Genomic DNA, 21682 nt, shown 5'->3' with positions numbered 1-21682 from the left:
CATGGCCATCGCAACACCAGGCGCGGCTCCGGCGGATGCCCCTGCCGCCCTCTCCTCCCCGGCCCGCGGCCGGCTCGTCGGGATCACCCGGCGGGCCGGCCGGCGGGGCCGCCGCGGCGGCCCCGCCGGCCGCGGAGTCATGAAGCGCCTCACGCCGTGGCTGTTCCTCGCCGCCGCCGTGGGCCTGCTCCTGCTGTTCACGTACTGGCCGGCGCTGAACCTGTTCTACTTCAGCGTCACCGACTGGGACGGCATCGACCTGCAGAAGAACTTCGTCGGCCTCGACAACTACGTCGAGGTGTTCACGGATCCGCGCATCTTCTCGGTGTTCTTCGTCAGCCTGTACTACTTCTTCGCCTCGTTCGCGCAGATGGCGATCGCCTTGTACTTCGCGACGATCCTGAGCTTCTCCACGCGGTTCTCGAACCTGTTCCGCGGCATCCTGTTCTTCCCCTACCTCATCAACGGCGTCGCGATCGGCTTCGTCTTCCTCTACCTCTTCCAGCCCGGCGGCACGCTCGACACCGTGCTCGGTTGGTTCGGCGTGGCAGATCCGCCGCAGTGGCTGGGAAACCCCGACGTCGTGAACTGGTCGCTCGCGGGCACCTCGGTCTGGCGGTACACGGGCATGAACTTCGTGCTGTTCCTCGGAGCGATCCAGTCGATCCCGCACGAGCTGTACGAGGCCGCCGACCTCGACGGCGCGAGCCGTTGGCAGCAGTTCTGGGCGATCATCTTCCCCGGCATCCGGCGTGTCGTCGGACTGTCGTTCATCCTCGCGATCTCGGGCAGCCTGAGCGTCTTCGAGATCCCGTTCATCATGACCGGCGGCGCCAACGGCTCGGCGACGTTCGTCATCCAGACCCTGCAGACCGCGTTCACCTTCCGGCAGGTCGGCCTGGCGTCGGCCATGGCGGTGGTGCTGCTGGCCATCGTGCTCATCGTGACCTGGATCCAGCGCAAGGTGTTCCCCGACGAGAAGGTCGATCTGACATGACCACCACCGATCCGGCCCGCACCGACCCGCACGCCACCGGGCCCCTGCGCACGATGCCGCTGCGCACGACCCCGGCCCGCCCGATCCGCGGACTCACGCCGTGGCAGCGCCTGCGCGGCGTGAGCGCGACGACCGCGAAGTACCTCAGCCTGATCATCGCGTCGGTGGTGACGCTGCTGCCGCTGTCGGTGCTGTTGTTCGCGAGCCTCAAGACCGCGCCGGAGTACGCGCAGTCCGGCCCCTTCGACCCGCCGTCGAACTGGCTGAACTTCGACAACTTCGTCACGGCGTTCACGAGCGGCAAGATGCTCGAAGGCTTCGTCAACACGGCGATCGTCCTCGTGGTGTCGCTTGCCGGGACCATCTTCATCGGCACGATGGCTGCCTATGCCCTCGACCGGTTCGCGTTCCGCGGCAAGAAGCTCGTGTTCGGCCTGTTCCTCGTCGCGACGCTGATCCCGAGCGTGACGAGCCAGGTCGCGACGTTCCAGCTCATCAACGGACTCGGTCTGTACGACACGAAGGCCGCGCTGATCCTGCTCTTCATGGGCACCGACATCATCGCGATCTACCTGTTCATCCAGTTCATGCAGTCGATCCCCGTCTCACTCGACGAAGCCGCGATGATCGACGGCGCGAACCGGTGGACCATCTACTGGCGCATCGTCCTCCCGCTGCTGAAGCCCGCCATCGCGACCGTCGTCATCATCAAGGGCATCGCGGTGTACAACGAGTTCTACGCACCGTTCCTCTACCTGCCGTCCGAAGGTCTCATCTCCACGTCGCTGTTCCGGTTCAAGGGACCGTTCGGCGCGCAATGGGAGGTCATCTCGGCGGGCACCGTCCTCGTCATCATCCCCACCCTCATCGCGTTCCTGCTGCTGCAGCGCTGGATCTACAAGGGCCTCACCTCAGGAGCCGTCAAGTGACCACCGCCCTCACGTTCCGTCCGATCGACACCGGGTGGACGCTGCGCGCGTCCGCCGGTCCCGCGCCGACCGGCTTCGACGGCGCCATCCCCGCGGCGGTGCCCGGCTGCGTGCACACCGACCTGCTGTCGGCGGGACTCATCCCGGACCCGTTCCTCGACGACAACGAGTCGGCGCTGGCCTGGATCGGCCTCGTCGACTGGACGTACTCGACGACGTTCGCCTGGAATCAGGATGCCGCCGACCGCACGGATCTCGTCTTCCAGGGTCTCGACACCGTGACGACCATCCGCCTGAACGGCCGCGAGATCGGGGCGACCGCCAACCAGCATCGCTCGTACCGGTTCGACGTGCAGGGCGTGCTCGTCGAAGGCGAGAACGAGCTCGTCGTCGCGTTCCGCTCACCGATCAAGTACGCCAACGAGCAGAGCGTCGCTCTCGGGGTGCGCCAGCGCCCCTACCCGCTCCCCTACGACGCGATCCGCAAGTCCGCTTGCAGCTTCGGCTGGGACTGGGGCATCGCGACCTACACGAGCGGCATCGTGAAGCCGGTCGGCCTGGAGTCGTGGTCGGTCGCCCGCCTCGCCGAGACGCGCGTCGTCGCGACGCCCTCGGGTGACGGCGGCACGGTCACGGTCGACGTCACCGTCGAGAGAGCGGGAATGGATGCCGTCACTCTGACAGTTCGTGCGGCCGGGGCCGAGGCATCCACCGTCATCGCCTCCGGCGACCGTGCACGGGTCGCACTCGACCTCGCCGACGTCAAGCGCTGGTGGCCTGCGGGGTACGGCGCGCAGCCGCTGTACGACGTGGAGGTCGAGCTTGCGGCATCCAACGGGTCCGTGCTCGACCGCACCACGCGCAGAGTCGGGTTCCGCGACGTGCGGTGGGACCTCACCCCCGACGAGTCGGGCACGCCGTTCACGCTCGTCGTGAACGACCAGCCGATCTTCGTGAAGGGCGTGAACTGGATCCCCGACGACGCCCTGACCGTGCGGGTGACCCGCGACCGGCTGCGGCGGCGGTTCGCGCAGGCGCTCGACGCGAACCTCAACCTGATCCGCGTCTGGGGCGGCGGACTGTACGAATCCGACGACTTCTACGAGCTCGCCGACGAGCTGGGCCTGCTGGTGTGGCAGGACTTCCTGTTCGCCTGCGCGGCGTACGCCGAAGAGGACCCGCTGCGCTCCGAGATCGAGGCCGAGGCCCGCGAGAACATCACGCGGCTCGGTCACCACGCCTCGCTCGTGCTGCTCACCGGCAACAACGAGAACCTCTGGGGCTACGAGGACTGGGGCTGGAAGCTGCGCCTGGACGGCAAGACCTGGGGTGCGCACTACTACTACGAGCTCTTCCCGGCGCTCGTCGCCGAGCTCGCACCGCACGTGCCGTACGCGCCGGGCAGCCCGTTCAGCCCCGGCATGGGCTGGGACGGCCGGCAGCAGACCGGTCCGCACCCCAACGACGAGTTGCACGGGTCGATGCACCTGTGGGAGCAGTGGAACCGGCGGGACTGGACGACCTACCGCGAGCACACGCCGCGCTTCGTGGCCGAGTTCGGCTGGCAGGGTCCGCCGGCGTGGTCGACGCTCGTGCGGTCGGTGTCGGACACGCCGCTGACCCCCGAGTCGCCGGGCATGATCGTGCACCAGAAGGCGATGGAGGGCAACACCAAGCTCACGAACGGGCTCATCCCGCACTTCCGCCTGCCCGAAGACATGGAGACCTGGCACTGGGCGATGCAGCTCAATCAGGCCCTCGCGGTGCGCACCGCCCTGGAGCACTTCCGCTCGTGGGCGCCGCGCACGCAAGGCGCGATCGTGTGGCAGCTGAACGACTGCTGGCCGGTCACGTCGTGGGCCGCGATCGACGGCGACGAGCGACCGAAGCCGCTGTACTACGGCCTCAAGAACGCGTTCGCGCCGCGCACGGTGACGATCCAGCCGCGTGACGGCGGCCTCGCCGCGGTGCTGTCGAATGACACCGCCGAGGCCTGGAGCGGCGAGCTCGTGGCGCGGCGACTCTCGTTCGACGGCGCGGAGCTTGACGCCTTCACCGCCGAGCTCTCGCTCGCGCCGCGCGAGACCGTCGTGGTCGCGCTGCCCGCGGGCGTGGCGCAGGCGCAGGACGTCGCCGGCGAGCTGGTGGTCGCGGGCGTCGGGGAGGTGCGCGGGTTCTGGTTCTTCGCCGAGCCGCGGGACTCCGCGCTCGGCGCCGCGCAGGTCGAGGTCAGCACGACCGCGGGCGACGGCGGCACGCTCGCCACCCTCACCGCGCAGACCCTGGTGCGCGAGCTGACGCTCCTCGTCGACAAGGTTGACCCCGACGCGGTCGCGTCCGATGCCCTCGTGACGCTGCTGCCCGGCGAGAGCACGACAGTGCTTGTGCGGCACGACGGACCTGTGCTGGCGGCATCCACCCTCTCCGATCCGCGCGTGCTGCGGACCGCCAACGAACTGGTCGTCTCGTGACCGTCCCGCTCCCCCAGGCACTCGGGCCCTACGTGGCCGGAATGACCTGGGGGTGGACCGGCGTGCGCGGAACCTGGGCGACCGAGGCCGCGGCCGAGTCTATGCGCCTCATGGCCGACCACGGCGTCAACTGGACGGCCCTGGCGTACTCGGCCCTGCAAGACACGGCTCAGTCGACCGAGGTGCGGTTCCGCGAAGCGCCGACCGTCACCGACGACGAGATCGTCTGGGCGATCCGCGAGGCCCGCTCGCTCGGGCTGAAGGTGTGCCTGAAGCCTGTCGTCAACGTCGCGGACGGCACGTGGCGCGCCCACATCGGGTTCTTCGACCAGGACGTGCCCGGCGAACCGACGTGGGACGAGTGGTTCGCGTCGTACCGCGAGTTCCTGCTGGACGCGGCGCGCATCGCCGAGGCCGAGGCGTGCGAGATGCTCTGCATCGGGTGCGAGATGGTGCGCGCCGACGCCCGCGAGGCCGAGTGGCGCGCGCTGATCGCCGACATCCGCGCCGTGTACTCGGGCATCGTCACGTACAACTGCGACAAGTACCAGGAGGACCGCCTCACCTGGTGGGACGCGGTCGACGTCATCACGTCGAGCGGGTACTACCCGATCGACTCGTGGAGCGAGCAGCTCGACCGGATCGAGCGGGTCGTGGTCGACTCGGGCAAGCCGTTCTTCTTCATGGAGGCGGGATGCCCGTCACGTGAGGGATCGCCCGACCGGCCGAACGACTGGGCGCTGCCCGGCGGCCCGTCCGGCGCAGAGCAGCTGCGGTACTACGAAGCCATGTTCGCCGCGTGCGACGAGCGGCCCTGGATGCGCGGGTTCATGCTGTGGGACTGGCCGCCGCACCTGTACTCCGCTTCCGACGCCGATTCCAACGACGACTACTGCCCCTACGGAAAGCCCGCCGGCGCGTACCTCCGCGACGCCTACCGGCGCCGGGCCGGCGGCGCCTGAGCCGCCCGCCCGGCCCTGGGCTCCGGCATCCATCGGCGCCCTTCCCTGTCCGCCTCACTCACCTTCCCATCCATGCACTGCCGACCGAGAGGGATTCGACGATGAACCGCCCCCTGTTGTCTGTACGCACGTTGACCACCACCGCCGCCGCCACGGTGACCGCCGCCGCGCTCGTGCTCGGCGGACTCGCGCCCGCAGCGGGCGCGGCCGGGCTCGTCCCGGCCGCAGCTCCCGCGGCCGCCACCACGGCCCCCGTCGACCTCGTCGACGACGCCGCGACCCCCGAGACGCGCAGCCTCTTCGCGTACCTGCGCGATGTGCGCGGCACGGGCATGCTGTTCGGCCACCAGCACACCACCGACTACGGCGAGAGCTTCGCCGTACGCGACGGCGTCGCCAGCGACGTCAAGGCGGCGACCGGCGACTACCCGGCCCTGTTCGGCTTCGACACCCTCATCATCGAGGGTCGCGAACGGCCGGGCGTCGCGGACGCCACCCGTGAGCAGAACGCTCTCACTCTCGCGCAGTCGATCCGCGAAGCGCACGACCTGGGCGGCATCTCGACGCTGAGCGCCCACATCGAGAACTTCGTCACCAGCGGCGACTTCTACGACACCTCGGGCGACACGCTGCGCGCGGTGCTGCCGGGCGGCGCGAAGAACGCCGAGCTCACCGCCTACCTCGACCTGGTCGCACTGGCTGCGACGAACGCGGTCGACTCCGACGGCACGCCGATCCCGATCGTGTTCCGGCCGTGGCACGAGAACGCCGGCTCGTGGTTCTGGTGGGGAGCCGCGTTCGGCACCCCGGGCGAGTACGCCGAGCTCTACCGCTACACCGTCGAGTACCTGCGCGACGTCAAGGACGTGCACAACCTGCTCTACGCGTTCTCGCCCGGCGGCGGGTTCGGCGGCGACGCGTCGCTGTACCTGCGGACCTACCCCGGCGACGACTTCATCGACGTCCTTGGCTACGACACGTACGACGCCGGCGCGTCGCCCGCGTTCCTCACCGGACTCGTCGCCGATCTCGGCATGATCGCCGAGCTCGCCGACGCGCGCGGCAAGATCAGCGCGTTCACCGAATTCGGCATCACCGGCGGCGTGCAGCCCGACGGGCAGAACCAGAACACGTCGTGGTACACCGACGTTCTGGACGCCATCATGGCCGACCCCGAGGCATCCCGTTCCGCCTACATGCTCACGTGGGCCAACTTCGGCGAGTCGACCACGCCGTACACCCCCACCGACGGCGAGATGCTGCCCGACTTCCTCGCGTACTTCGACGACCCGCGGACGCTGTTCGCGTCGGATCTGCCCGACGTGTACGGCGGATCGACGGATGCCGTCGCAGCGGCCCCGACCGTGCACCTGGCGAGCCCTGCCGACGGCGCGCGCGTCGCGACCAGCCCGACCACGCTGCGAGCCTCGGTGCGCGGCTACGACGCCGACCGCGTCTACGTCACGGTCGACGGGGCCGGCGCGGGCATCGAGCTGACCGCGCCCACGGCGGGCGGCCTGTGGTGGACCGGCACGTGGCCGGTGCCGGCCGAGCTGCTCGACAACTCCACGCACACGCTGACGGTGCACGTGATCGCGGGCGAGGTCGAGGTCGCCACCCGCACGTCCACGGTCGTGACCGGCGAGCGACCGCAGCTGGAACCCGGCACCGTCGACGACTTCGAGGGCTACGGCGATGACACGGCGCTGCGCAGCGAGTACACGCAGATCGGCGCCAACACGATCGGCCTCGCCCGTGCCACGGACGGCGCGGCCGTCGGCGGCGGCGAGCAGGCGCTGCGGTTCGACTACTCGTTCGCGACCCAGAGCTACACCGGCATCGGCAAGCAGGTCGCCGGGGATTGGTCGGGGTTCTGGGACTTCCAGCTGTGGGTCGATCCCGACGCGTCGAACAACAAGCTCGTGCTGCAGCTCGTCGCCGACGGCGTCTCGTTCGAGGCCTACCCTTCGCTGGCCGGCGACGACCCGTACCTCGCGACCATCCCGTTCGCGGACTGGCGTCCGGCGCCGTGGGACACCGCTCACGCCGACCGGCGCCTCACGCCCGAGACGCTCGCCAAGGTCACGGCGTTCAACATCTTCGTCAACGCGGTCGACGGAGGTGCGGCATCCGGTTCCGTCTCGCTCGACGAGCTTCGCGCCGTGCCCGGCACTCCGCCGCCCACGACGTACGCGGATGTGTCGCGCGACCACCCCGACTACGCCGCGATCGAGTGGCTGCACGGTGTGCACGACCTCGGCGACAAGAACGGCCGGTTCCACCCGACGCGTGCGGTGTCGGCCGCAGACCTGCGCGCGGTGTTCGCCGCGTACGACGCCTCGGCCGCCGCCCCCTCTGGCACGTCTCGGCTCGACCTCGCCGTCGCGCTGTGGCAGCTGGCCGGGTCGCCGGCGACCGGCGCTGCGCATGCGTACCGGGATGTTCCGGATGCCGCCACCGCCGCCGTCTCGTGGGCCGTCGACTCCGCCGTCATGGCCCCCGCGTCCGCCGCGCGCTTCGGTGCGTCGTCGCGGGTCGACCGCGCGGAACTCGCCCGATCCCTGTTCATGGCCGACGCCGTGCGCGTCGACACGGCGCCCGTCGTGATCTCGAACTTCACGTCGGGCGCCGACGGGTGGAACATCGCCTCATGGGAGACCAACGGGGGCGTCGCCGCCGCGGCGGACGGAAGGCTGGTCGTCGACCCGGGCGCCGGGGGCAACTGGGTCAGCTGGTCGGGCGGCCTCGACCTGAGCGGACGCACGCAGCTGCTGCTGGACGTGCCGGCGACCACCGGATTCGACACGAAGGCCGCACTGCAGCTCGGACCGGACTGGACCTGGTGCGAGACCGCGCAGGCCGGCTGGGTCTCGGGGGCGCACACCGGCGCCGACGCGGTGGTGATCGACCTCACGACGCTGAGCGCCGACTGCCGGGCGCTGCTCGGCGACGTGCGCGGGATCAACGTCTATCTCAACGAAGGACACCACGAGCTCGACGCCGTCTCGGTGCGTTAGCACCGGCACTGCGCGAGGCTCGGGGGGAAGAAAGGGCGACAGCCGAATGAGCACAGTTCTGGCGATCGATGCCGGGCAGACCGGGATCAAGGTGCGCGCGGGCGGGCAGGACCTCGTGTTCCCCGGCATCGACACGCACGAGGAGCTGCTGCCGCAGTTGGCCGCCGTCGCGCGTGCCGCCCTCGACGGCACCGGCACACCGGCATCGGTGGTGACGGCAGGCGTCTCGGGGCTGACGACGCGCGAGGCGGATGCCGCCGCCCTGCTCACCAGGATCGACGAGCCGCGCGTGCATGAGGTCATCCTCGCGCACGACTCGACGACCTCGTTCCTCGGTGCACTCGGCGACGTGCACGGCGCGGTCGTCGCCGCCGGCACCGGAGTGGTCACCCTGGCCGTCGGCGCGACGCAGGTCGCGCGCGTCGACGGCTGGGGGTACCTCATGGGCGACGCGGGCAGCGGCTACTGGATCGGCCGCGAAGCGCTCGACGCCGTCATGCGCGAGTTCGACGGACGCGGACCGGCCACCGCGCTGCGCCAGGTCGCCGAGGAGCGCTGGCCCGACCTCACGCAGGCGTACATCGACCTGCAGGCCGACCACGACCGCGTGCGCGTCGTGGCGTCGTTCGCCGCGCACGTCGCACGCCTCGCGGCCGAGGGCGACGCCGTGTCGCAGCACATCACGGTGCGCGCCGGCGGCGAGCTCGCCCACAGCGTCGAGACGGCGCTGCGACGCGTGCGCACCGACCCGTCGGAGCACTTCTCGGTGTGCGCGATCGGCGGCGTCTTCCGCTCCCCGCAGCTGCATGAGGCCTTCGCGTCGCACATCGCCGCGAGCGACTTCGACGTCGCGCTCGTCGAGCCCCGCGGCCACGGCATCGACGGCGCTGTGGCCCTCGCCGACCTCGGCCCCCGGCATCCCCTCGCTCCCGCCGTGTGGCGCGCCAGCGCCTGACCCGCGCGGGTCCTCGGCTCGCCGGGGCCCGCGGTGCGGCGCCGGCTCGGCTCGCCGCGGCAGCGCGACCCCCCTTCTGCGCGATCCGAATATCGGACGATCGCACGTTTTCCGGAGTACTCCGCCCGACTCCAGGTGATGCACGACTGGGAGACGGTCGAGCGGACGATCGCCCGCGCGATCGCGGCGGGCGCACACCTCGCGCAATGAGTGCGGCATCTGCAGAAGGAGCGGGTCGGGCCGCCGGCATCCACTCCGCCTCGTTCTGACGCACGCCGCCGTGGAAGGACGGATGCCCCGGCCCTGTGTTGTGGACAGAAGGGCCGGGGCATCCGCGGTCGGGGCTGGGCTACACGAGCGACTCGCGCCACGCGGCATGCAGCTGCGCGAACTTGCCGGTGCCGCTGATGAGCACGTCGGGAGCGTCGTCCTCGATGATGCGGCCGTGCTCCATGACCAGCACGCGGTCGGCGATCGCCACCGTCGACAGGCGGTGCGCGATGATGATCGCGGTGCGGTCGGCGAGCAGCGTCTGCAGGGCGTCCTGGATCTGCCGCTCGGACGGCATGTCGAGCGACGCCGTCGCCTCGTCGAGGATCAGCACCGCCGGGTTCGCCAGGAACGCGCGTGCGAACGAGATCAGCTGACGCTGACCCGCCGACACGCGGCCGCCGCGCTTGTTCACGTCGGTGTCGTAGCCGTCGGGAAGGTCCTCGATGAAGGCATCCGCCCCCACCGCGCGAGCCGCCGCCTTGATCTCGTCGAGCGTCGCGTCGGGCTTGCCCAGCGCGATGTTGTCGGCGACGGTCCCGCTGAACAGGTACGCCTCCTGCGTGACCATGACGATCGCGCGGCGGAGGTCCTTGGGGTGCAGCGACCGCAGGTCGACGCCGTCCAGCGTCACCGCGCCCTTCGTCGGGTCGTAGAACCGCGAAACCAGCTTGGCCAGAGTCGACTTTCCGGCACCTGTCGTTCCGACGAGTGCGATCGTCTGCCCCGCGGGGATGTCGAGCGAGAAGTCCGGCAGGATCACCTTGCCGTTGCCGTACCCGAACTCGACCTCGTCGAAGCTCAGATGCCCCTTCGCCTCCCACAGGTCGACCGGCTGCTGCGGGTCGGGAACCGTGGGCTCCTCCTCCAGCACGCCCGAGACCTTCTCCAGCGCGGCCGTGGCCGACTGGTAGGAGTTCAGGAACATCGCGACCTCTTCCAGCGGGCTGAAGAAGTTGCGCACATAGAGCACGGATGCCAGGAGCGTTCCGATGAGGAGCGTGCCGTCGACCACCCGGAACGCGCCCCAGAGCAGCACGACGGCCATCGTGATGTTGGCGAGCAGGATGAGGCCCGGGTCGAAGATGCCGTACAGCTTCACCAGCCGCAGGTTCACGCGGCGGTAGTCCGCCGACACCTCTCCGAACTCGACGTCGTTGCGCTTCTCTTTGCGGAACGCCTTGACCGCGCGGATGCCCGTCATGGTCTCGACGAACTGGACGATCAGGCGGGCGCTGACCACTCGCGACTCACGGAAGCCCTTCTGCGACTGGATGTAGAACCAGCGCATCAGGAACGACAGCGGGATGACCATCACCAGGATGACCAGCGCGCTCAGCGGATCGGTGAGCAGCAGCATCACCAGCGTGAAGACGCCGAACAGGGTGCCTTGGACGAGCTGGTTGAGGCCGCCGTCCATGAGCTCGCGGATCGACTCCAGGTCGCTCGTCTGGCGCGAGATGATGCGACCTGACGTGTACGTCTCGTGGAACTCGAGGCTGAGCCGCTGGGTGTGGCGGAAGATCCGCAGCCGCAGGTCCATCAGCACGGCCTGGGTGAGCTTGGCCGAGAGCACGACGAACCAGCCGATGAGGGCCGCGCCCGAGACACCCGACACGATGTAGACGGCGGTCACGCCGATCGCCGGCATCCAATCGGACATCTCGACGGCGACCGGCAGGGCCTCGTTGATGCCGTAGCTGATGAGCCACGGGCCGAGCACGCGCAGCGCAGTCGATGCGACGATCACCACAGCGGTGAGGACCACCAGCGGCCGCTTCGGCTTCAGCAGCGAGACGAGCAGGCGCAGCGAGCGCTGGCGGATCGCCCGGCTCTCGGCCTTCGTGTAGTCGTGGCGGTCCTCGCCCTGGGTTCCGGTGACGGTGCTCATCGGTTCACCTCCGCTTCTTCGGTCGCGACGCGTTCTCGCGCATGGGTCTGCTCTCCCTGCTCCTGATCGACCAGCAGCAGCTCCGCCTCGCGCTCTGCGCGCTCGGTGGCGCGGTCCTGCTCCAGCTGGTCCGCCGCCTGCTCGGCCGCCTGATCGGCCGCGTGCTCCGCCGCAGCGGCCTCGAGGCTCGAGATGACGTGGCGGTAGTGCTCGCTCTCGCGCAGCAGGTCGGTGTGCGTGCCGACGGCCGTGATGCGCCCGCCCTCGAGCACCGCGACGCGGTCGGCGAGCGCCACCGTGGACGGGCGGTGCGCGACGATGAGCGCGGTCGTGGTGGCCAGCACCCGACGCAGCGCGGCCTCGACGAGCGCCTCGGTGTCGACGTCGAGCGCCGACAGCGGGTCGTCGAGCACGAGCACGGCGGGCTTCGCGGCGACGGCGCGGGCCAGGGCCAGACGCTGGCGCTGACCGCCCGAGAGCGACAGCCCCTCTTCGCCGACGGTGGTGTCGACGCCGTCGGGCAGCTCGTACGCGAACTGCGCCTGCGCGATCTGCAGCGCCTCGTCGAGGACGGCCTGCGCCTCGGGGCTCTTCGGATCGAGGTCGTCGCGGCCGAGCAGCACGTTCTCACGCACCGTGGCCGAGAACAGCGTCGCGTCCTCGAACGCCATCGAGATGTGCGTCCGCAGCTCTTCGAGCCCCAGCTCGCGCACGTCGACGCCGTCGAGCTCGACCGCGCCGCCGGTGACGTCGTACAGGCGTCCGGGCAGGGTCGTGAGCGTCGTCTTGCCCGAGCCGGTCAGGCCGACGAGCGCCATGGTCTCGCCGGGGCGCAGCACCAGGTCCACGCCGTCGAGCAGGTCGCGCTCGGTGTCGGCGGCATCCTGGTACCGGAAGTGCACGCCGCGGAACGCGAGCTCGCCCTTCGGAGCGGCGATCGTCTTCGGCTCGGCAGGGTCGACGATCGTGTTCTCTTCATCGAGCACCTCGAACACGCGGTCCGTCGCGGTGCGAGCGTCGACGAGGAACGAGAACAGGAAGCCGAGGGACTCCAGCGGCCAGCGCATCGCGGTCGCCATCGCGAAGAACGCGAACAGCTCGCCGACCGTGAGCTGGCCCTCGCTGGTCAGCCAGATGCCCAGCAGCAGGCACAGCGCGAAGGCGATCATCGGGATCACCTCGAGCCAGAACCACAGCACGCCGACCTCGCGCGCCTTGCGCAGCTCGGTGCCGCGCAGGGTCTCGACCTGGCGCTGGAACTTCTGCAGCGCGTGCTTGCCGCGGCCGAAGGCCTTGAGCACGCGGATGCCGTGGACGCTCTCTTCGACCGAGGTCGCGAGGTCGCCGGCCTGGTCCTGGCTCTGCCGCGCGAGCACACCGTAGTTGCGCTCGAACCGGTAGCCGAAGAACCACAGCGGGATCGACACGACCAGGAACGTGGCGCCCAGAGCCCAGTGCCAGCGGAACAGCAGGGCCGAACCGACGATGATCGTCAGCACGTTGACGACCAGCAGGATGAGACCGAAGATCAGCCAGCGGCGGATCAGGTTGATGTCCTGCATCATGCGGCTCAGCAGCTGGCCCGACTGCCACTTGTCGTGGAACGCGACGGGCAGGCGCTGCAGGCGCCGGTAGAACTGCTGCCGGATCTCGTACTCGACGGCGGTGCCCGGGGTGAGCACGAACGCGCGGCGCAAGAAGATGAACAGCGCCTCGAGAGCGCCCAGGACGAGCACGCCGACCGACGCCCACACGATGAGCGTGAGGTCGCCGGACTGGATCGGGCCGTCGACGACGGCCTGCAGCACCAGCGGGATGATGAGGGTCATCACCGCGGCGCCGAGCGCGGTGAAGAACCCGCCGATCATCCGCGGCAGTGCGGGTTTGACGAACGGGTAGAGGCGGGCGAGCGCCCGCGGGGTCGAGAGTCTCTCAGCGGAAGACGAGGTCATGATCCTTGTGTGGGTGGTGGTGCGGAGATGCGAGCGGATGCCGCGGAATGGGCGCGCCGAGAACACGTCAGTGGGGGCGCTGATGCGTCGTCCTGGAGGGCCAGAACGCGAGGACGGGCGATCGTATGCCGTCTGCTTGTCGCCAAGCGGCGGCGCCGCGGTGGGCGGCCGATCTGCGGAGGTCGGCTCGGGGGTTACCCGGCGTAGTCGACGCGCGTCGTCCCGGCGATGGCAGGGAGGAAGACAATCGGCTTCGTGGTGACGACGGCCTGAGACATGGCTTCCTCCTCGGATCGTGGGATAAGGGCTGGGTGCCGCCGAAACGACACGCCAGCCCTCCAGGGTATACCTGAGAAAAGGCTGAGCGCAACAAGCGCTTTCCGCTCCCCCGGAAAGTCCGTTGCGCCCAGCCCTCCAGGTCTCACACGAGTGCGGGCACCCCCGCCTCGCGATCGAGGAGGCGCTGCTTGACCGGCAGCCCCCATGCGAAGCCGCCGAGCGTCCCATCGGTGCGCAGGACCCGATGACAGGGGATGAACAGCGCGGGCGCGTTGCGCGCGCAGATGGATGCCGCGGCCCGGACCGCGCTCGGCGAGCCCAGCAGCGTGGCGAACTCGGTGTAGGTCAGCGGGCGTCCAGGTTCGATCCTCCGCAGCGCCGCCCAGCCGGCGAGCTGCATGGCGGTGCCGTGCTGTGCGACAGGCACTTCGTCGATCGCGGCGAGGTCCCCCGCGTAGTAGGCGGCGACGGCGGTGGCGGCATCCGTCTCTCCCTCGCGGACGTCGGTCGGGCGCGCGCCCGGCGAAAGCCGCGCGAGGATCGCGTCGCGGTCGGCGGTCCACCCCGAGGCGAGCACGTGTCCGCGCTCGTCGGCGAGCAGCGTGAAGACGCCGTCAGGAGTGTCGAGGGTCTGGATGGTCGCGGTGCTCATGAGAGGCCTCCGGTGGTTGCGAGAGTTCGGATGGAGGATGCCGCAGCCCGGCGCCCGGGCATCGGCTTCGGCTTCGGCGGGACCGCGCGCCAGAGATGCGCGGTGAGGTAGCTGCGCCAGGGCGCGGTGCGCACGGCCCAGTCGGTGAGGGCGCGAGGCTCGGACGGCAGCCCGGCCGCCGCTGCTCCCGCGCGCACCGCGACGTCGCCGGGCAGGAACACGTCGGGATCGGCGAGCACGCGCATGCGCACGTAGTCGGCGGTCCACGGGCCGATGCCGGGCATCGCCAGCAGCGCCGCGCGCTGCTCCGCCGCATCGTCGCCGGGAGTCAGCGTGAGCGTGCCGTCGGCGAGGGCGGCGGCGGCACCGGTGACGGCACGGATGCGGGCGGCCGGGCCGCGCAGCACCTCATGGCCGTGCTCCGCGATGGCGGCCATCGTGGGGAACAGCAGCGGCGCCGGGCCCGCGCCGTCGTCGATCATGCCCGCGAATGCCGGCACCTGCTCGCCGAGCGCGGCCGTGAGCGCCGTCAGCGCCGTGCGCGCGGCACCCACCGTGATCTGCTGTCCGATCATCGCCCGGATCAGCATCTCGTGCGGATCGGCCGCGCCCGGCACGCGGATGCCGGGCAGCCCGGCGACGAGCGGCGCCAGCTCGACCTGCCGGGACAGCGACTCGTCCACGGCGACAGGATCGGCGTCGAGGTCGAACAGCCGCCGGGCGCGGGTGACGAGCGTCGACAGGTCGGCCAGATTCGCCAGGGCCGCGCGCAGGCGCACACGTCCGGCGTCGTCCACCCTGAGCTCGAACCACACCGGCCCATGGGCGAGCCGCAGCGTGCGAGCGAACGTCGTCGACGTCGCGACCTCGGCGCCGGCGACCGCACGGGCGGCCATCCACGCGAAGAGGCCGTCCGCGTCCAGGGGCCCGCGGTGGGGCAGGGCGAGGTCGATCGTGACCCCCGGCGCGAGCGTGGCCTGGTGGTGCGAAGCAGGACGTCGGGCGCGAAGCTCGGTCGGCGGCATCCCGAACACTTCACGGATCGTGTCGTTGAACTGACGGATGCTCGCGAACCCCGACGAGAAGGCGACGTCGGCGGCCGAGAGGTCGGTGCCGACGAGCAGCATCCGCGCGGTCTGGGCGCGGTGCGCGCGGCTGAGTGCCAGCGGACCGGCGCCGAGCTCGGCCGTCAGAAGTCTGGTCAGGTGCCGCGGCGAGTAGCCGAGACGACCGGCGAGCCCTGGCACGCCCTCGCGCTCGACCACGCCGTCGGCGATGAGCCGCATGGCGCGGCCGGCGGTGTCGCCGCGGAGGTTCCACTGCGGCGAGCCGGGCGCCGCCTCGGGCAGGCACCGCTTGCACGCCCGATACCCCGCCTCGTGCGCCGCGGCGCTCGTCGGGTAGAAGGTGACGTTGGACGGCTTGGGCGTGCGTGCGGGGCAGCTCGGCCGGCAGTAGATGCCTGTGGAGCGCACCGCCGTCACGAACTGGCCGTCGAAGCGCGCGTCGCGCGAGTCGATCGCGCGGTACCTCTCGTCGAACGTCATCGCCAGGCTCATGCCCCTAGCCTGACACGCTCCCCCGACATCGACTCGCGGAAATCGGACATGGCTGTGGGATGCCGGCGGCCGAGCCCTCGCGGCCGTCACACTTCGATGAGCTCAGTGGAAGAAGTGGCGCTCGCCCGTGAAGAACATCGTGACGTTGGCGGCCTTCGCCGCGGCGATGACCTCGTCATCGCGCACCGAGCCGCCAGGCTGGATGATCGCGGTGATGCCGGCGTCGATCAGCACCTGCGGACCGTCCGCGAAGGGGAAGAACGCGTCGGACGCGGCGACCGATCCCGCGGCGCGGTCGCCGGCCCGCTCGACTGCGAGCCGGCACGAGTCCACGCGGTTGACCTGGCCCATGCCGATGCCGACCGTCGCCGAGCCCTTGGCCAGCACGATGGCGTTGGACTTCACGGCGCGGCACGACTTCCACGCGAAGATGAAGTTCTCCATCTGCTCGGGAGCGGGCTGCTCGCCGGAGACGAGCTGCCAGTCCTTCGCGACCGACTCGATGTCGTCGGGGAAGCGGTCCGCGTCCTGCAGCAGCAGTCCGCCCGACACCAGGCGCACGTCCATGCGCTCCTGCTGCCAGTCCTCGGGCAGCTGCAGCAGCCGCAGGTTCTTCTTCGACTTGAAGACCTCCAGCGCCGCCGGCTCGAACGAGGGGGCCACGATGACCTCGGTGAAGATGTCCTTGAGGTTCTCGGCCATCTTGAGCGTGACGGTGCCGTTCGCGGCGATGACGCCGCCGTAGGCCGAGACCGGGTCGCATTCGTGTGCACGCAGGTGAGCGCTGGCGATCGGGTCGAGCGCGTTGGGTGCGGTCACCGCGATGCCGCAGGGGTTCGCGTGCTTGATGATCGCGACGGCCGGCTTGACCATGTCGAACGCGGCCCGAAGGGCGGCATCGGCGTCGACGTAGTTGTTGTACGACATCTCCTTGCCCTGCAGCTGCGTGGCCTGGGCGATGCCGTGGCCGCCGTTGCGGGTGTAGATCGCGGCGCGCTGGTGCGAGTTCTCGCCGTAGCGCAGCGTCGCCAGCCGCTCGGCCTTGATGGTGAGGTGGGCGGGCAGGTCCTCTTCGAGGAGCGTGCCCTCCGAGAACCAGGTCGCGACCGCGCGGTCGTACTCGGCGGTGTGGGCGAAGGCGCGGGCGGCGAGCTCGCGGCGCTGCACGAGCGTGGTGCCGCCGTTCTTCACCGCGTCGATGACGGCCGGGTACGACGAGGGCGACACGACGATCGCGACGTTGGCGAAGTTCTTGGCCGACGCGCGCACCATGGCGGGGCCGCCGATGTCGATCTGCTCGACGACGTCGTCGCCCTGGGCGCCGGAGGCCACGGTCTCGACGAACGGGTACAGGTTCACCACGACGAGCTCGAACGGTGCGATGTCGAGGTCGGCGAGCTGGCGCTCGTGGTCTTCGAGGCGCAGGTCGGCGAGGAGGCCGGCGTGCACGCCGGGGTGCAGCGTCTTGACACGCCCATCGAGGGACTCGGGGAAGCCGGTGACCGCCGCCACGTCGGTGACCTCATAGCCCGCGTCGCGCAGCAGCGAGGCCGAGCCGCCCGTCGACACGATCTCGACACCGGCGGCGGCGAGCGCCTCGCCCAGCGCGAGCAGATCGGTCTTGTCGCTCACCGACACGAGCGCCCGGCGCACCGGGACGACATCGCGGGGACGATACAGGGCGGGGTCGTGGCTCGGTCCGGCCATGTCGGTTCTCCTTGTGGGCGTCAGATCGCGGGGTGGGGGGTCAGAGCTGGGCGTCCGCGGACGCCGCTGCGAGGTCGAGGTCGCCCGTCGCGACGCGGCGGACCACGTCGATCAACAGGCGCCGTTCGACGGGCTTGATGCGCTCGTGCAGGGCGTGCTCGTCGTCGCCGGGGAGCACGGGCACGCGCTCCTGGGCGAGGATCGGCCCCGAGTCGACCCCGTTGTCGACGATGATGACGCTGGCGCCGGTCTGCGCGGCGCCGGCGGCGAGCGCGTCGCGCACCCCGTGGGCACCGGGGAACTCGGGCAGGTAGGCCGGGTGGGTGTTGACGATGCGCGGCGACCACGCGTCGACTAGGCCCGCGGGCAACAACCGCATGAGGCCGCTAAGCACGACGAGGTCGGGCTGCCAGACCGACAGCTGCTCACCCAGTTCGGCGCCCCACTCCTCGCGGGTGTCGAAGCGCGCGAACGGCACCATGAAGGTGGGGATGCCGTACTCCTCGGCGTGCGCGAAGCCCTCGGCTTCGCGATCGGCGCCGACGACGACGATGCGGGCGGGGAACTCGGGGTCGGCCGCCGCGTCGAGCAGAGCGCGCAGATTCGACCCTGTGCCCGAGATGAGGACGGCGACCGTGAGCACCCGGTCAGTCTACGTGACCCGCCAGGTGCGGCTACGGCGTGTGTCGGCGCCGCCCGCGCATGGACCCGACCCTCGTCCGGGTCTTCCGTTCGTCAGGTGCTGCGGCCGGCGCGACCGACCGGCCCGTCAGGCCGACGGGGGCAGGTCGATCGGCTCGGTCGTGGCGTCGCCGGAGGACTCGCCCCGCTCTGCCTCGCCGTCACGTTCCGCCGCAGCTCGCGCGGATGTCGCGCGCACTCCGCTCCAGGCGGCGGCGATCGCGGCGAGATCGGCGGTGTCGTCGAGGTCGGGGATCCGCGGCGGCTCGTCGGCCGCGTCATCGGCCCGCCCCGTCGCCGCGAGCGGCGTGCCCGTCTCGTCGCCGCGTCCCTCTTGCGGAGATGTGGATGCCGCCTCCCAGCCGCTCCCGTGCACACTGCGACGCCCGACCGGCGCGAGCAGCAGGATCGCGGCGCCGATCAGCACCTCCAGGCCGACGGCGAGCGCGACGGGGCCGGGCGCGGGGCCGAACTCCGCGAGGCGCCCCGGGCCGAGCGACCCCGAGGCCGCGAACGCGAGGAGCGCGGCCGCGGCCGCGCTGACCACCGCGATCCCGAGCGCGATCACCAGACGTGCGCCCATCGGCTCATCGCCGTGGCCATGGCCGCCGGCATCCTGATCGACGCCGTCCGCATCAGGGGCCTCGTCTTCTCCGCCCGAGGTCCCGACCAGGCCCGACAGCGTAGCGGTGCGGTCGTCGTCGAACCGCGACGACGCGGGCTCGGTGCGGGCGACCACCGGCACGCCCGCAGAGCGGACCAGGCGCGAGCGTGCGACCCACCCGGCGAGCGCGCCGATGCCGACCGGGATCAGGGCGAGCAGCAGCAGCCAGGTCGTGGTGGTCTCGGGCACGACACCCAGCACGGGAATGCCCGGCAGCACACCCACCTGGGTGCCGGCGGGCGACACGGCGGTGCCGGTGCCGACGGCGAAGCCCGGGCCGGCGACGAACGAGAGCGCCCACACCACCAGCGTCGGCAGATACGCCAGCTGACCGAGCGTGATGACCACGGAGCCGGCAGGGTCGACGCTCGACGCCTGGAAGAGCGCCACGATCTGACCGGCGCGCGCGAACAGCGACACGCCCAGTACCAGTGCGCCGGCGCCGATGAGGGCGACGACGCTCACCGCGACACCGCGCGCGATCAGCGCGGGCGCTTCGCTCCAGCCGTGGGGCTGCCCCTCGACGCGGTCGCGCACCTGGGCGACCACGCCGGAGCCCGCCTCACGCCATTCGGTGACGACCGCCGCGACGAGCGCCGGCAGCGCGAAGACGAGCGTGGGGATCAGGATCGCCTGCCACCGCGCGACGGCGGCGACCTCGTTCTCGCCGGTGAACGCGGCCGCGGTGGCCAGGGCGGCGAACACCGCAGTCGAGGTCACGACGCCGACGATCCAGGCGTCGGCGTGCGAAGCGCGCGCACCCGAGCGCGCGGCGAAGATCGCGGTGAACGTCGCGAATGCGAGCGGCGCGAGCGAGAGGACGAAGGATGCCGCCGACGCGTCGATCCCCGTCGCGGCGAGATACTCGGGCGGCAGCGTGATGTGCAGCGGCACGAGGTTGCCCAGCTGCCACGCCGACACCGCCGCCGGCCACAGCACTCCCCAGTCCGCTCCCCCGCCGAACCCGAACACCCACAGCAGCGTGAGCGGCGCGAGGGTCGCCGCAAGGCCGACGGCGACCGCGATGGCGGCGTCGACGGCGGAGAGGAGGGCGACGATGAGGCGATGCATGCGCAGTCGACCCTAACCGCCGCGCCTGCGGGCCTGCGTCGCCCGCGCGGAAGGGGGCGGCATCCATTCAGCCAATACCCAGCTTGCCGCGCGAGCGACTAACGTTTCTGGTCGGAGGTCCCCACAGATGAGCACAGACTCGCCCGCATCCGAGAGCGTCACCGCGCCCGAATCCGCCCCCGCGTCCGGCGCGCCGACGCCCGAGCCGAAGAACGGCCTCGACCGGTTCTTCGAGATCACCAAGCGCGGCTCGACCGTCGGCACCGAGGTGCGCGGCGGCATCGTGACGTTCGTCACGATGGCCTACATCGTGATCCTGAACCCGATCATCCTCTCCACCCCCGACATCGACGGCACGACGCTTCCCGGTCCCGCCGTGGCCGCGGCCACGGCGCTGACCGCCGGCGTCATGACGCTGCTGTTCGGCCTGGTGGTGCGACTGCCCTTCGCGTTCGCCGCGGGTCTGGGCATCAACGCGCTCCTCGCGTTCACCATCGTCGGATCAGTGACCTGGCCCGAGGCGATGGCGCTCGTCATCATCAACGGTGTCATCATCGTGCTGCTGTCGGCCACCGGCCTGCGCAAGATGGTGTTCGACGCCGTGCCGTACCAGCTCAAGCTGGCGATCACCGTCGGTATCGGTCTGTTCATCGCGTTCATCGGGTTCGTCAACGCCGGCTTCGTGACCTCGAGCGAAGACCCGCCGGTGGGTTTGGGCGTCGGCGGCTCGATCACCGAGCTCGGCACCCTGATGTTCGTCATCACGCTGCTGCTGGGCGGCATCCTGATGGCGCTCAAGCTCAAGGGCGCGATCCTGATCGCCCTCATCGGCGGCACCGTGCTCGCAGCGATCGTCAACGCGATCTGGCCGTTCGGACTCGACTTCGGCTTCTCGGGCAGCGTGTTCGCCCTGCCCGATCTGAGCCTGATCGGCAATGTCGACTTCGTGTTCGACTGGGAGAAGGTGGGTGCGCTCACCCTCATCATGTTCATCTTCACCCTCGTGTTCTCGAACTTCTTCGACGCGATGGGGACGATGACCGGCCTGTCGGAAGAAGCGGGCCTGGCTGACAGCAAGGGCGACTTCCCGCGCATCAAGTCGGCGCTGATCGTCGAGGGTGTCGGCGCCATCGCGGGCGGTGCGACCTCGTCGTCGTCCGCGACGGTGTTCGTCGAGTCGGGCGCGGGCATCGGCGAGGGCGCACGCACGGGCCTCGCGAACGTGGTGACCGGCGTGCTGTTCCTGCTGGCGATGTTCTTCACGCCGCTGGCCTCGCTCGTGCCCGGATCGGTCGCCGGCGCCGCCCTGGTGCTCGTCGGGGCCATGATGCTCACCCAGATCAAGAACATCGACCTCAGCGACTTCCGCGTGCTGCTGCCGGTGTTCCTGACGGCCACCGTCATGCCGATGACCTACTCGATCGCCAACGGCATCGGCGCGGGCTTCATCTCGTGGGTCGTGGTGAACGCGTTCTCGGGCAAGGCGAAGACGATCCACCCGCTGCTGTGGGTGGTGGCCGCCGGCTTCCTGCTGTACTTCGCGCGCGGTCCGATCGAGATGCTGTTCGCTCCGCCTGCGAGCTGAGACCGAGATGACGGTGGATGCCGGCGGCCTCGGCCGCCGG

At 70.7% G+C, this 21682-nt stretch carries 14 protein-coding genes; 7 read left to right on the top strand and 7 right to left on the bottom strand.

Annotation, left to right across the window (positions count from 1 at the left end; genetic code table 11):
- The first annotated feature begins 1 nt into the window (after position 1).
- The 6 genes from IF188_RS08960 (at position 2) to IF188_RS08935 (ending at position 9331) form a co-directional block, all read left to right on the top strand.
- The gene (locus IF188_RS08960) at positions 2-997 is read left to right on the top strand and encodes a carbohydrate ABC transporter permease (protein WP_191171450.1); all 996 of its coding nucleotides are present in this window, start codon (positions 2-4) and stop codon (positions 995-997) included.
- A gap of 53 nt (positions 998-1050) precedes the next feature.
- The gene (locus IF188_RS08955) at positions 1051-1926 is read left to right on the top strand and encodes a carbohydrate ABC transporter permease (protein WP_191171668.1); all 876 of its coding nucleotides are present in this window, start codon (positions 1051-1053) and stop codon (positions 1924-1926) included.
- Positions 1923-4397, top strand: coding sequence for a glycoside hydrolase family 2 protein (locus tag IF188_RS08950; protein ID WP_318152842.1), 2475 nt, complete (start codon positions 1923-1925; stop codon positions 4395-4397). Before IF188_RS08955 ends, IF188_RS08950 begins: the two co-directional genes overlap by 4 nt.
- Entirely contained in the window at positions 4394-5359 is a 966-nt protein-coding gene (locus IF188_RS08945; RefSeq protein WP_396652752.1) for a glycoside hydrolase family 113, read from the top strand. Before IF188_RS08950 ends, IF188_RS08945 begins: the two co-directional genes overlap by 4 nt.
- Positions 5360-5460: 101 nt before the next feature.
- A complete protein-coding gene (locus IF188_RS08940; RefSeq protein ID WP_191171448.1) occupies positions 5461-8376 on the top strand; it encodes a glycosyl hydrolase in 2916 nt (971 codons plus the stop codon).
- Between the two features lie 46 nt (positions 8377-8422).
- A complete protein-coding gene (locus IF188_RS08935; RefSeq protein ID WP_191171447.1) occupies positions 8423-9331 on the top strand; it encodes an N-acetylglucosamine kinase in 909 nt (302 codons plus the stop codon).
- A 349-nt stretch (positions 9332-9680) separates the two neighbouring features.
- On the opposite strand, the gene IF188_RS08930 is transcribed toward IF188_RS08935, so the two are convergent.
- The 7 genes from IF188_RS08930 to IF188_RS08900 all read right to left on the bottom strand — a co-directional run bounded on the left by IF188_RS08930 (position 9681) and on the right by IF188_RS08900 (position 20057).
- Entirely contained in the window at positions 9681-11492 is a 1812-nt protein-coding gene (locus IF188_RS08930) for an ABC transporter ATP-binding protein (protein WP_191171446.1), read from the bottom strand.
- Positions 11489-13444 (bottom strand): ABC transporter ATP-binding protein, encoded by a 1956-nt coding sequence (locus tag IF188_RS08925; RefSeq protein ID WP_191171445.1) that lies wholly within the window; start codon positions 13442-13444, stop codon positions 11489-11491. The genes IF188_RS08930 and IF188_RS08925 overlap by 4 nt, the downstream gene beginning before the upstream one ends.
- 421 nt (positions 13445-13865) lie before the next feature.
- The gene (locus tag IF188_RS08920; RefSeq protein ID WP_191171444.1) at positions 13866-14375 is read right to left on the bottom strand and encodes a methylated-DNA--[protein]-cysteine S-methyltransferase; all 510 of its coding nucleotides are present in this window, start codon (positions 14373-14375) and stop codon (positions 13866-13868) included.
- Complete coding sequence (locus IF188_RS08915) at positions 14372-15934, bottom strand: DNA-3-methyladenine glycosylase 2 family protein (protein WP_191171443.1); 1563 nt, start codon at positions 15932-15934, stop codon at positions 14372-14374. Before IF188_RS08915 ends, IF188_RS08920 begins: the two co-directional genes overlap by 4 nt.
- Positions 15935-16036: 102 nt before the next feature.
- Positions 16037-17641, bottom strand: coding sequence for a bifunctional phosphoribosylaminoimidazolecarboxamide formyltransferase/IMP cyclohydrolase (purH, locus tag IF188_RS08910; protein ID WP_191171442.1), 1605 nt, complete (start codon positions 17639-17641; stop codon positions 16037-16039).
- Positions 17642-17681: 40 nt separating this feature from the next.
- Entirely contained in the window at positions 17682-18284 is a 603-nt protein-coding gene (purN, locus tag IF188_RS08905; protein WP_191171441.1) for a phosphoribosylglycinamide formyltransferase, read from the bottom strand.
- 126 nt (positions 18285-18410) lie between these two features.
- Positions 18411-20057 carry a cell division protein PerM gene (locus IF188_RS08900; protein ID WP_191171440.1) on the bottom strand — a complete coding sequence of 549 codons (1647 nt, stop codon included), beginning with the start codon at positions 20055-20057 and terminating at the stop codon, positions 18411-18413.
- Between the two features lie 127 nt (positions 20058-20184).
- Between IF188_RS08900 and IF188_RS08895 the strand changes: the two genes are divergently transcribed.
- Positions 20185-21642 carry an NCS2 family permease gene (locus IF188_RS08895; RefSeq protein WP_191171439.1) on the top strand — a complete coding sequence of 486 codons (1458 nt, stop codon included), beginning with the start codon at positions 20185-20187 and terminating at the stop codon, positions 21640-21642.
- Positions 21643-21682: the final 40 nt, after the last annotated feature.

The organism is Microbacterium helvum (assembly GCF_014779795.1).
Taxonomy (GTDB): Bacteria; Actinomycetota; Actinomycetes; order Actinomycetales; family Microbacteriaceae; genus Microbacterium; species Microbacterium helvum.
Note: the sequence above shows the minus strand (reverse complement) of the source record. Positions and strands in the feature narration are given on the sequence as shown.

Excerpts from the sequence above, each read along its gene's own strand:
- IF188_RS08960 (WP_191171450.1), top strand. The coding sequence starts at position 2 with ATGGCCATCGCAACACCAGGCGCGGCTCCGGCGGATGCCCCTGCCGCC.
- IF188_RS08955 (WP_191171668.1), top strand. The coding sequence starts at position 1,051 with ATGCCGCTGCGCACGACCCCGGCCCGCCCGATCCGCGGACTCACGCCG.
- IF188_RS08940 (WP_191171448.1), top strand. The coding sequence starts at position 5,461 with ATGAACCGCCCCCTGTTGTCTGTACGCACGTTGACCACCACCGCCGCC.
- IF188_RS08935 (WP_191171447.1), top strand. The coding sequence starts at position 8,423 with ATGAGCACAGTTCTGGCGATCGATGCCGGGCAGACCGGGATCAAGGTG.
- IF188_RS08930 (WP_191171446.1), bottom strand. The coding sequence starts at position 11,492 with ATGAGCACCGTCACCGGAACCCAGGGCGAGGACCGCCACGACTACACG.
- IF188_RS08925 (WP_191171445.1), bottom strand. The coding sequence starts at position 13,444 with ATGACCTCGTCTTCCGCTGAGAGACTCTCGACCCCGCGGGCGCTCGCC.
- IF188_RS08920 (WP_191171444.1), bottom strand. The coding sequence starts at position 14,375 with ATGAGCACCGCGACCATCCAGACCCTCGACACTCCTGACGGCGTCTTC.
- IF188_RS08915 (WP_191171443.1), bottom strand. The coding sequence starts at position 15,934 with ATGAGCCTGGCGATGACGTTCGACGAGAGGTACCGCGCGATCGACTCG.
- purH (WP_191171442.1), bottom strand. The coding sequence starts at position 17,641 with ATGGCCGGACCGAGCCACGACCCCGCCCTGTATCGTCCCCGCGATGTC.
- IF188_RS08900 (WP_191171440.1), bottom strand. The coding sequence starts at position 20,057 with ATGCATCGCCTCATCGTCGCCCTCCTCTCCGCCGTCGACGCCGCCATC.
- IF188_RS08895 (WP_191171439.1), top strand. The coding sequence starts at position 20,185 with ATGAGCACAGACTCGCCCGCATCCGAGAGCGTCACCGCGCCCGAATCC.